This window comes from Rhodopseudomonas sp. (genome assembly GCF_036404135.1).
Classification (GTDB): Bacteria; Pseudomonadota; Alphaproteobacteria; order Rhizobiales; family Xanthobacteraceae; genus Rhodopseudomonas_A.
In genome coordinates, this window is record NZ_DASWPE010000055.1 from 1 (window position 1) to 10,609 (window position 10,609).

Below are 10,609 nucleotides of genomic sequence, written 5' to 3' on the forward strand. Positions count from 1 at the left end.
CGGCTCGGCGGCTGGGACGACTATCCATCGTCCAAACCTCCCGGCCCCATCACCTTCAAGCACGGCCTCGAACGCTTCTCCGCCATCGCCGCAGGATGGAGCCTCAGAGATGTGTGCATGCCTTAGTGCGCACGCAGGGACGACTCGCGGAGGGGGCTCGCTCAATTGCGCCCCTCCACACCGCGAAGCGGACATCGTCATAGGCCCTCGCCCTGCCCGCCCGCCGAAGAGACAACGCTCAGTGCCGGCAACTTTTCACCAAACTGCCTAGAACAAACTCAGCTGCTGGCCGGCGCGATTCGGCTTGGCGAAATGGTCCGTCGTCAGTTTCACCCGTTTCTTGTTCAGCCCGAGCTTGGCGCAGGCGATCTCGAATCTGCGGCCGATCATCCAGGCGATCGGCCCGGTGCCCTTCATCCTTGTGCCCCATTGCGAATCGTAGTCGCGGCCGCCCCGCATCTCGCGGATCAGCGTGAAGACGTGGCGGTAGCGGTCGGGATAATTCGCCATCAGCCATTCCCGGAACAGGTCGCGGACCTCGAGCGGCAACCGCAGCAGCACGTAGCTCGCCTCCTTGACTCCGGCATGCGCCGCGGCGTCGAGAATCCGTTCGATCTCCATGTCGTTCAACGCCGGGATCACCGGTGCCACCATCACCGTGGTGGGGATTCCCGCCTCCGACAATTGCCGCAGCGCCTCCAGCCGCTTGGCCGGAGTCGAGGCGCGCGGCTCCATGCTGCGGGCGAGCTTGGGATCGAGCGTGGTCACCGACAGCGCCACCTTGGCGAGATTGCGCTTGGCCATCCGCGACAGAATATCGATATCGCGGGTCACCAGCGCCGATTTGGTGACGATGCCGACCGGATGCGAGGCGCGCTCCAGCACCTCGAGAATGCCGCGCATGATCTTGCTGTCCCGTTCGATCGGCTGATAGGGATCAGTGTTGGTGCCGATCGCGATCATCTTCGGCTCGTAGTCAGACGCCGCCAGCTCCTTTTCCAGCAGCGCCGGGGCGTCCGGCTTGGCGAACAATTTGGTTTCGAAATCCAGCCCCGGCGACAGCCCGAGATAGGCGTGGGTCGGCCGCGCGAAGCAATAGACGCAGCCATGCTCGCAGCCGCGATAGGGATTGATCGAGCGGTCGAAGCCGATATCCGGCGAATCGTTGCGGGTGATCACTTTTCGCGCAGTGTCGAGACCCACGGTTGTCTTGAACGGCGGCAGATCGTCGAGCGACTGCCAGCCGTCGTCGAACGCCACCCGGGCTTCCGGCTCGAACCGGCTGCTGTCGTTGGAGTGCGCGCCGCGGCCGCGCCGCCGCGCGTGGTCGATCGCGACGTCGATCTGCGGCAATGCGGGGGTCGCACCCACCGGCTCGGAGGGCGCCGTGACCGGCGGGTGCTTGAGGGCAGTTGCTGTGCGTCTCATGCCGCAAAGATAACACGCCTTGAGAACAAATCAAGAACACAGTTAACGACGCACGCGCCCATCTCGCCGGCGCCCGACCTTCTGCTGACGAGCGGCGCAACGGATTCCGGCTGATTTCGTTGCGGCAAGGTGCTAACGGTGCAGCGCTTTTCATCGAGAGGTCAGATCCGCCCAAATGCTGAGCGTTATCATTCCCACTGACGGCATCGAGCGCACCGTGGTCGCCACGTTGGCCGCCCTGGTGCCCGGCGCCGCCGCCGGTGTGGTGAGCGAGGTGACGCTGGTCGATCGCGGCGGCTCCGAAGTCATCGAGCGGGTGGCCGACGTCGCCGGCTGTCACTTTCTGGCCTTCGAAGGCTCGCGCGCCGCGGCGCTGGCCGCCGGCGCCCGGCAGACCCGATCGCCGTGGCTGATGTTCCTGCATGCCGGCGCCGTGCTCGATGCCGGCTGGATCGACGAGACCTCGCAATTCATCGAGCGGGTGTCCGACAGCGGCCGGCCGCGCGCCGGGATCTTCCGCTACGCCCGCTCGCCCTACGCGGAGCGCAGCTGGCGCGATGGCTTGAACGCCCTGGTCCGCACCATCGCCGGCCCGCTGGCCGATCAGGGGCTGCTGATCGCCCGCGATCATTACGACCGGATCGGCGGCCACGACGCCCGGCGTTCCGAGCAGCGGCTGCTGCGGCAGCTCGGCCGCTCCTGCCGCACCCAGCTGCGCAGCCGCATCGTCCTGGTCTGAGGCTCACGCGAAAGGTACTTGCCAAAGTCAAGTAACCATTTGACGATGGCAAGGATGGAGCGCGGGTCATGAAGCACGACCTTTCCAATCCCGATGTCGCGGCGGTGCGGGCATTCAACCGCTTCTACACCCGCAAGCTCGGCGTGCTCGATCAACACCTGCTGGCGAGCCCGTATTCGCTGGCGGAGGCGCGGGTGCTGTACGAACTGGCGCAGCGCGACGCCGCCGCCGCCAAACAGATCGGCGCCGAGCTCGGGCTCGATCCCGGCTATCTCAGCCGGATGCTGCAATCGTTTCACGACCACGGCCTGATCACCCGGCAGCCGTCGCCGGAGGATCGTCGTCAGTTCCGACTCGGACTCACCGCCAAGGGCCGCGCCGCCTTCGCCGCGCTCGAGCGCGCCGCCAAGGCCGAGGTCGCAGCGCTGCTGGCGCGGATGTCGCGGAGTGCCTCGTCTCGGCTGGTCGCGGCGATGCAGACCATCGAGCGGCTGCTGACGCCCGGGGCCGCGCCGCTGGCGACGCTACGCAACCCACGGCCCGGGGACATCGGCTTCGTGGTGCAAAGCCACGGCGCGCTGTATGCCGCCGACTACGGCTTCGATGCCTCGTTCGAGGCGCTGGTGGCCGAGATCGCCGCGAAATTCCTGTCGTCGTTCGACGCCTCGCGCGAGCGCTGCTGGATCGCCGAGCTCGACGGCGAGGCGGTCGGCTCGGTGTTTCTGGTGCGCGACAGCGACGCCGTCGCCAAGCTGCGGTTGCTCTTGGTGACGCCGCAGGGCCGCGGCCAAGGTCTCGGCCGGCGGCTGGTCGAGGAGGCGATCGGCTTTGCCCGGCATTGCGGCTATCGCAAGATCACGCTGTGGACGCAGAGCAATCTCACCGCTGCGCGCCGGATCTATCAGAACACCGGCTTCGAATTGCTCGAGAGCCAGCCGCACCGCAGCTTCGGCCAGGACCTGATCGGCGAAACCTGGGAGCTGCGATTGTAGGCGGCGCGATAGCGCAGTAGCGCGGGCTCAAAGCCGTCACCCTGAGGAGCTTGGCGTCGCCCGAAGGGCGAAGCCAGGCGTCTCGAAGGGCGACGGCCATGCCCTCCTCATTCAGCGCAACGCAGAGTCATCCCTCGCGTCGTCATCCTTCGAGGCTCGCCGCTGACGCGGCTTCGCGCCTCAGGATGACGGCCCTCACGACCACCGCCCGACAACTCTCTCCTGACGAACGACCACCCTCGCCGCCTACAGCCGCTCGGCGCCAAAGGTGTTGCAGGCGGCGACGGTGCCCTGCTGATAGCCGGTCATGAACCAGCGCTTGCGCTGTTCCGCCGAGCCGTGGGTGAAGGAATCCGGCACCACCCGGCCCTGCGCCTGGCGCTGCAGCGTGTCGTCGCCGATCGCGGTGGCGGTCTTCAAGGCGGCGTCGATATCGCCCTCTTCGAGGAAGTTAGGACGCTTCTTGGATTCGCGGTTGACCCACAGCCCGGACAGGCAATCCGCCTGCAGCTCGACCCGGACCTGCAGACCGTTGGCTTCGGCCTTGCTGCCCGATTGCTGCTGCAGTCGCGTCACCCGCGGCAGGATGCCGAGCAGGTTCTGGATATGGTGGCCGGCCTCATGCGCGATGATATAGGCCGCGGTGAATTTACAGGCGCTGCCCGAGCAGCCGTGGAAACGCGTCTCGACCTGGCGGAAGAATCCGGTGTCGAGAAAGATCTGCTTGTCCGGCGGACAATAGAACGGCCCCATCGCCGCCTGCGCCATGCCGCAGCGACCGCCATTGGTGGCGTTCCGAAACAGCACGATGCGCGGCCCGACATAGCTCTTGCCGTCTTCCTTGAAGATCTCGCTCCAGCGATCATCGATCTCGCCGAGCACGCCGGAAATCATGCTGCCCATCTCGTCGGTCGGCGCGCCCTCCTTGGCCGGTGCGGAGCGGCGATCGGTCTGGTAGCTCGGCGCGTCGCGACCGCCGGTCAGCACTTCGGCGCCGCCGATCAGGATTCGCGGATCGATGCCGGTGGCCCAGCCGATCAGGCCGAGCACCACGATGGCGCCGATGCCGAGACCGCCGCCGCCCATCGGAAATCCGCCGCCGCCACCGCCGCCGCCCTCGTCGTCGCGGCGGTCGTCGATATTGTCGCTGCGACGGAAGTCATCGTAACGCATCTGGGTTTTCCTTCATGCGAATAGGGTGGCGGGGCAAAGTGATCCGGTGGCGCGCAGGCCTAACGCCGCGCGGCGACAATATTTCCATCGCGTTAGCATTAACCCGCCGGGCAAATATTGCCTAGCAAGAAGCGCTCATCCGCAGCGGTTCGCTAACCCGCTGTTTACCTCGACGCGGCAATGTACGGTCAGTCGGTTGTTTAGTCCCGCGTCGCCGACAGCGTCGCCTGAGTCAGAGTAATTGAGTCATGGTTGTGTCGCGTCGCGGGGCGTCTGCAAGGGCGCCCCGCACTAAATTCGAGTCGCATCCGAGTTCGCAGATCGTCATTGGCGATTGCGTCGCCGAGATGTCGAAGATGGCAGCCGGTTCGGTCGATCTGGTGTTCGCCGATCCGCCGTACAATCTGCAATTGAAGGGCGATCTCAAGCGCCCCGACGAATCCCATGTCGATGCCGTCACCGACGACTGGGACAAATTCGATTCCTTTGCCGCCTACGACAACTTCACCCGCGCCTGGCTGTTGGCCTGCCGCCGCATCATGAAGCCGACGGCGACGCTGTGGGTGATCGGCTCCTACCACAACATCTTCCGCGTCGGCACCATCATGCAGGACTTGGGCTTCTGGGTGCTCAACGACATCGTCTGGCGCAAGACCAATCCGATGCCGAATTTCCGCGGCCGCAGATTCACCAACGCGCACGAGACCATGATTTGGGCGGCGCGCGACGAGAATTCCAAGGGCTATACCTTCAACTACGAAGCGCTGAAGGCCGCCAACGAGGACGTCCAGGCGCGCTCCGACTGGCTGATCCCGCTGTGCACCGGCGAGGAGCGCCTGAAGGGCGCCGACGGCAAGAAGATCCACCCGACGCAGAAGCCGGAAGGCCTTTTGGCCCGCGTGCTGTTGTCGTCGTCGAAGCCCGGCGACCTGGTGCTCGATCCCTTCAACGGCACCGGCACCACCGGCGCGGTCGCCAAGCGGCTCGGCCGGCACTACATCGGCTTCGAACGCGATCACGACTACGCCGCCGCGGCCCGCGCGCGAATCGACGCGATCGAGCCGTTGCCGGATGCGACGCTGGCGCCGTTCATGACGGCGCGTAGCGCGCCGCGGGTGGCGTTCTCCGAACTGATCGAGCGCGGCATCATTTCGCCCGGCACCAAGCTGGTGGATTCCAAGAAGCGCCACGGCGCGTTGGTACGCGCCGACGGCGCCATCATGCTCGGCGACAAGGTCGGCTCGATCCACCGCATCGGCGCGGTGGCGCAGGGCTCGGAAGCCTGCAATGGCTGGACCTTCTGGCACGTCGAGACCCACAAGGGGCTGCGGCTGATCGACGAATTGCGCGCCGAAATCCGCAGCGAGATGGCCGCGAGCTAACCGGAAAATCCGTTCACCAGGGGTCGAAAACTGCCGGCAAGTTCTGCCGGCAGTTTGCGTTTGGGCGCCCGGCGATTGTTACAAATCATTGCCCGCAATGACGTTTTGCGTTGGTCCGTTTCTTGCGAGGAGCTGCGTGACGCAACTTGTCGCGAGTATCCGATGTCCGGCTTCATCAGTCCGACCAGCTTCATGACCGCGCCGTCGCCGGCGAGCACACGGCTCACCAAGGACGACGGCAGCCTCACCAAATCGAAGACCGCGCCGCAAACCGCGGAAGAGAAGTTTCTCGCCTACGCCAAGATGACGCCGGCCGAGAAGATCCGCGATGCGCTGCTGAAAAGCGTCGGCGTCACCGAGGACGACTTGAAGAACATGTCGCCGAAGGAACGCGAGGCGATCGAGAACAAGATCAAAGAGAAGATCAAGCAGGCGGCGGAGAGCCAGGCCGACAAGAAGCCGGGCTTCATCACCGACATCAGCGCCTGATCGGCTTGAGATCGCCGAGGCCGTGCGCGATCACCTTGCGCATCACATTGGGCAACGCCTCGTGCTGCAAGGTGGCGATCTTCACCCAGCGCATGCCGTCGGGTGCTTTGCTGCGCGCCGGAACGGTCGCGGTATAGACTACGAGTTCGAGCGGAAAATGCGTGAACACGTGGTTGACCACGCCCGGCTTGCGGCGCCAGCGCGCGACGGCTGCGAGCACCGGCGCCTGTTTTCGTGCGGCGGCGGCGTCGTGATCGGCGATCCAGTCCGAGCCCGGCACTTCGGTCATGCCGCCGAGTAGGCCTTTTTCAGCGCGGCTGCGCACCAGAAGTTCGTCGCCGCGCGTCACCACGAAGGCGGCGCCGCGGCGCAGCGCTCCGGTGGTCTTGGCCGCCTTGCGCGGAAAACTCTCCTGATCGCCGCGGGCGCGGGCTTCGCATCCCTCGTTCAGCGGGCATAGCGCGCAGGCCGGCTTCTTCGGCGTGCAGATGGTGGCGCCGAGATCCATCAAGGCCTGCGCCGAATCGCCGGCGCGCCCCTCGCCCGCCAGCGTCAGCGCCAGTGCGGCGATCTTCGGCTTGGCCTGCGGCAACGCCGCTTCGATCGCGAACAGCCGCGACACCACGCGTTCGATATTGCCATCGACCGGCATGCAATGGCGGCCGAACGCGATCGCCGCGATCGCCGCCGCGGTGTAGGGCCCGATCCCCGGCAGCGCCCGCAACCCCGCCTCGGTGTCGGGAAAGACCCCGCCATGGTCGCGCGAAACCGCGACCGCGCAGGCGTAAAGATTTCGCGCCCGCGAATAATAGCCGAGCCCGGCCCACATCCGCAGCACGTCGTCCTGGCTGGCCGCGCCGAGCGCCGCGACGCTTGGCCAGCGCGCCAGAAATTTCTCGAAATACGGCCCGACCGCCTTCACCGTGGTCTGCTGCAGCATGATTTCCGACAACCACACCCGGTAGGGGTCGGCGGCCTGTCCGGACCGCGCCCGCCACGGCAGCGCGCGGCGATGCCGATCATACCAGGCCAGAAGCAGCCGGGGATAAGCAGAGTCCGGGGCAGCCTGGCGGCGGGCTTTTTTTCTGGCTGGCGATGCGGGCACACCGCAATCTAGGATCGGAATCGCGCCGGCGCCAGTGCGCACATTGCCGCCCGTAACGCGGCGCGTTATAATATGATTGTCAGCTTCGCCGATCCGGAAACCGAACTGATCTGGTCAGGCCAACGCAGTCGCAAGCTGCCGTCGGACATTCAGAGCGTGGCCTTGAGAAAACTTCGCCTTCTCAACCAGGCCCGGGTGTTGGGCGATCTGCGGGTGCCGCCGGGCAATCGGCTCGAGGCGTTGCGGGCCGACCGGCAGGGTCAGCATTCGATCCGCATCAACGACCAATGGCGGATTTGTTTCGTCTGGGATCAAAGGGGGCCGAGCGATGTCGAAATCGTCGACTACCACGACTAGGCGCGGGCTTTTGCCGAATCCACACCCCGGCGAGATTTTGCTGGAAGAATTCCTGAAGCCGATGGCGCTGAGCCAGAACGCGCTGGCCCGCGCCGTTCATGTGGCGCCGCGCCGAATCAACGAAATCGTGCTCGGCAAGCGTGACATCACCGCCGACACCGATCTGCGGCTGGCGCGCTATTTCGGGCTATCCGAGGGGTTCTTTCTCGGACTGCAGATGGATTACGACCTGATGCAGCGCCGCCGCGAGATCAGCCGCGACCTCAAGGCGATTCAGCCCCGCGCCGCGTGATCGCCGCTGCCGCTTCCTGCCAGCCAATGCTATAACGCGCCATGTCCAAGCCCGGCCGAAGTTCCGCCAAACCGTTGTCCGTGCTGCTCGGCGGGGTGTTTTCCGACGCCTTCGCCCGGCAGGGCTTTGCCTCGCGCGAATTGGTGGCGCGCTGGGCCGAGATCGCCGGCCCGGAGGTCGCCGAATATGCCGAGCCGATCCGGATCCAATGGCCGCGCCCGGTCGAGGGCGAACAGACCGAACCGGCGACGCTGATCCTGCGGGTCGAAGGCCCGATGGCCTTGGAAATCCAGCACGCCTCCGACGTCATCCTGCAGCGGGTCAACCGCTTTTTCGGCTGGAATGCGGTGGCCAAACTGGCGCTGCGGCAGGCGCCGCTGGCGCGGCGGCGCAAGCCGAAACCGCCGCCGGGGCCGGATCCCGAAACCGTCGCCGCGCTGGCGCAGACCTTGGGTTCGGTTGAGGATGAGGCGCTACGTAGCGCGCTGGCCCGGCTCGGCGCCTCGATCAAGCGAAGGTGAGTTTGCGCCAGGGTTCGCCGCATAAGCCCACCATTGCCACAATTGACGTTTCAAGCTAGCGAACAACGGTTCTGTTGCGGCGTGCCCCGCCGAATTGGGAGTGTCTTCACGTGATCATCAGCCGCCGCGCCTTTACCGCCGCCTTGTCGTTGACCGGGCTCGCCGCCCTCGCCGGTTTTTCGCCGCTGCGCCTGATCGGCGAGGCGTTTGCGCAGGACGCGCCGTCCGCCGCCGACGTCGCCAAGCCGGGCTCGTTGCCCGACATGGCGATCGGCGCCAAGGACTCCGCCGTCACCATCATCGAATACGCCTCGATGACCTGCTCGCATTGCGCCAATTTCAACGAAACGGTGTTTCCGAAATTGAAGGCGGAATACATCGACACCCACAAGATCAAATATGTGTTCCGCGAATTCCCGCTGGACATCAAGGCCGCGGCCGGCTCGATGCTGGCGCGCTGCATCGCCAAGGACGACGCCGGGAAATATTTCGCGGTCACCGACATGCTGTTCAAGCAGCAGGCCGACTGGGTACTGAAGAACACCACCGAGACCTTGAAGCGGATCGGCAAGCAGGCCGGGCTCAGCGGCGACGCCGTCGAGGCCTGCCTGAAGGACCAGGCGCTCTTGGACAAGATCGCCGCCGACCAGAAATTCGCCAACGAGGTGTTGAAGGTGAATTCGACGCCGACCTTCTTCATCAACGGCGAGATGGTGAAGGGCGAGACCTCGTTCGAGGAGTTCGACAAGAAGATCAAGGCGCTGTTGAAGAGCTGAGGCGCAGCGCACCTCGCAGCCCGCCCGCGGAAGGCGCCGCCGCGGAAAAGCCGGCGGGAAAAAACGCTGCCGGGAAAAACCGGAGCGAGACAAAGCCGCAGATGGACAAAGCCGGCGGGACAAGAAGAAGCCGGGACCCGTGGATCCCGGCGCGTCGCAAGTGGCTCTGAGGAGTCGTTTCAGCTGTCGTTTGAGCTGTCGTACTAACTGATGTTGACCGGGCTTTCGATCGACGCGGCCTTGCCGTTCCAGTACTTCGGGAACCAGGTGGTGTGGGTGATCAGCGCGTAGTGTACCAGGATCGCGATCACGGTGACGCTGCCGAGAAACAGCGGCAGACCGACGGTCGGTTTGACGACGGTCCAGATCCTTGCTTGATTAGCCATGTCTCATCTCCCCCTTAATGCAGCCACGGCGAATAGGCATACGCCAGGAAGTGAGCGACGATCGCCACCGCGCCGAAGATGCGGGTGCCGTCGATCACATGCTTGTGGATTTCTTCCGATTCCGCGATGGTCAGCCCCGTCGGCCAGACCTTGTTGATGTCGTCAACCATGCACACTCTCCAAATGATGACTACGAGCTGTTTCGTGCTGCACCCCGCACGCGGGTTGTCATCGCCGCAAGCCGAACGGACGTTCGCCTATCCCAGCAAGTAGCGCTGAACGGTCTCGACCGATCCGCCGGTCCGCCGACCGTCAGATCGCTCCGGGCCGCGACGCGACGCCGGCACGAGATCAATTCAAGTTCGATGGGGCCGGCTGCCGTCGCAACTCATCTCCAACGAACTTCAATTTGTCGTGAGACTAAGCGAGTTCTGCGCTTCGCCCAATTCCAAATTGCGCGGCGTCGCGAGAACGATCGGCTGCGCCGCAACTGTGCAGCAGGCGGTTTCTGTCTGATCGTCCGGATGATACCAACGCGACGGAGCGCAGGGCGCGCGCTGCGCGCGGCGACAGGGTTTTGCGGACTAACAACGGCGATGCGGTTCGGCGGCGCCGGAGTGACAGCGTGCCGAATGGCCTTGCGCGATTTCAAACAGCCGAAATCGGGATAGCCGCTCGCGATCTCGCGGCGCTGAGCGCCCGAGCTTTGCGAAGTGCCCCTCACCGAAATGAGGGGGGAGACGCGCCGCGCGGCGCGGGGGTAGCGTTGTCGCGGCGTCGCGGCTCGCCATGCGAAGGCAAGTCGCAAACACCGCGCGTCGCCTTGCGGCGCGCCACCGGCGGCGATTATGGGCCCCGGGACCGTGCTTCCGGGGACAGGCGCGATGCACTCCGCACCACTGATCCCGGCGATCTCCCGCCGTTCACCTGTCCCGCGTCCAGCCAACCAGCAAGTGGCAGAGCCTCGTA

13 protein-coding genes are annotated in these 10,609 nt (G+C 65.4%); 8 read left to right on the forward strand and 5 right to left on the reverse strand.

Annotated features, from left to right (window positions below; genetic code table 11):
• Window positions 1-267: 267 nt before the first annotated feature.
• Window positions 268-1,428: a PA0069 family radical SAM protein gene (locus tag VGC77_RS06330; protein WP_331170725.1), complete on the reverse strand. Its 1,161-nt coding sequence runs from the start codon at window positions 1,426-1,428 to the stop codon at window positions 268-270.
• A gap of 175 nt (window positions 1,429-1,603) precedes the next feature.
• Between VGC77_RS06330 and VGC77_RS06335 the strand changes: the two genes are divergently transcribed.
• Together VGC77_RS06335 and VGC77_RS06340 are read left to right on the forward strand one after the other, a co-directional pair.
• Entirely contained in the window at window positions 1,604-2,167 is a 564-nt protein-coding gene (locus VGC77_RS06335; protein ID WP_331170726.1) for a glycosyl transferase, read from the forward strand.
• A 68-nt stretch (window positions 2,168-2,235) separates the two neighbouring features.
• Window positions 2,236-3,159 (forward strand): helix-turn-helix domain-containing GNAT family N-acetyltransferase, encoded by a 924-nt coding sequence (locus VGC77_RS06340; protein ID WP_331170727.1) that lies wholly within the window; start codon window positions 2,236-2,238, stop codon window positions 3,157-3,159.
• 246 nt (window positions 3,160-3,405) lie between these two features.
• On the opposite strand, the gene ypfJ is transcribed toward VGC77_RS06340, so the two are convergent.
• The gene (gene ypfJ / locus VGC77_RS06345; protein WP_331170728.1) at window positions 3,406-4,332 is read right to left on the reverse strand and encodes a KPN_02809 family neutral zinc metallopeptidase; all 927 of its coding nucleotides are present in this window, start codon (window positions 4,330-4,332) and stop codon (window positions 3,406-3,408) included.
• Between the two features lie 248 nt (window positions 4,333-4,580).
• On the opposite strand from ypfJ, the gene VGC77_RS06350 reads away from it, so the two are divergent.
• Both VGC77_RS06350 and VGC77_RS06355 read left to right on the forward strand, forming a co-directional pair.
• A complete protein-coding gene (locus VGC77_RS06350; protein WP_331170729.1) occupies window positions 4,581-5,714 on the forward strand; it encodes a site-specific DNA-methyltransferase in 1,134 nt (377 codons plus the stop codon).
• A 162-nt stretch (window positions 5,715-5,876) separates the two neighbouring features.
• Complete coding sequence (locus VGC77_RS06355; RefSeq protein WP_331170730.1) at window positions 5,877-6,203, forward strand: hypothetical protein; 327 nt, start codon at window positions 5,877-5,879, stop codon at window positions 6,201-6,203.
• Here VGC77_RS06355 and mutY read toward each other — a convergent pair.
• A complete protein-coding gene (mutY, locus tag VGC77_RS06360) occupies window positions 6,193-7,308 on the reverse strand; it encodes an A/G-specific adenine glycosylase (protein WP_331170731.1) in 1,116 nt (371 codons plus the stop codon). The genes VGC77_RS06355 and mutY overlap by 11 nt on opposite strands.
• A 72-nt stretch (window positions 7,309-7,380) precedes the next feature.
• On the opposite strand from mutY, the gene VGC77_RS06365 reads away from it, so the two are divergent.
• The 4 genes from VGC77_RS06365 (at window position 7,381) to VGC77_RS06380 (ending at window position 9,254) form a co-directional block, all read left to right on the forward strand.
• The gene (locus VGC77_RS06365; RefSeq protein ID WP_331170732.1) at window positions 7,381-7,665 is read left to right on the forward strand and encodes a type II toxin-antitoxin system RelE/ParE family toxin; all 285 of its coding nucleotides are present in this window, start codon (window positions 7,381-7,383) and stop codon (window positions 7,663-7,665) included.
• Window positions 7,637-7,957, forward strand: a complete 321-nt coding sequence (locus VGC77_RS06370; RefSeq protein WP_331170733.1) for a HigA family addiction module antitoxin — start codon at window positions 7,637-7,639, stop codon at window positions 7,955-7,957. The genes VGC77_RS06365 and VGC77_RS06370 overlap by 29 nt, the downstream gene beginning before the upstream one ends.
• A 41-nt stretch (window positions 7,958-7,998) precedes the next feature.
• Window positions 7,999-8,478 carry a DUF721 domain-containing protein gene (locus tag VGC77_RS06375; RefSeq protein WP_331170734.1) on the forward strand — a complete coding sequence of 160 codons (480 nt, stop codon included), beginning with the start codon at window positions 7,999-8,001 and terminating at the stop codon, window positions 8,476-8,478.
• Window positions 8,479-8,588: 110 nt separating this feature from the next.
• Window positions 8,589-9,254, forward strand: coding sequence for a DsbA family protein (locus VGC77_RS06380; protein ID WP_331170735.1), 666 nt, complete (start codon window positions 8,589-8,591; stop codon window positions 9,252-9,254).
• A gap of 203 nt (window positions 9,255-9,457) precedes the next feature.
• On the opposite strand, the gene VGC77_RS06385 is transcribed toward VGC77_RS06380, so the two are convergent.
• Both VGC77_RS06385 and pufB read right to left on the reverse strand, forming a co-directional pair.
• Window positions 9,458-9,640, reverse strand: coding sequence for a light-harvesting protein (locus tag VGC77_RS06385; RefSeq protein WP_331170736.1), 183 nt, complete (start codon window positions 9,638-9,640; stop codon window positions 9,458-9,460).
• 14 nt (window positions 9,641-9,654) lie between these two features.
• Window positions 9,655-9,810, reverse strand: coding sequence for a light-harvesting antenna LH1, beta subunit (gene pufB, locus VGC77_RS06390; protein ID WP_331170737.1), 156 nt, complete (start codon window positions 9,808-9,810; stop codon window positions 9,655-9,657).
• Between the last annotated feature and the right edge of the window lie 799 nt (window positions 9,811-10,609).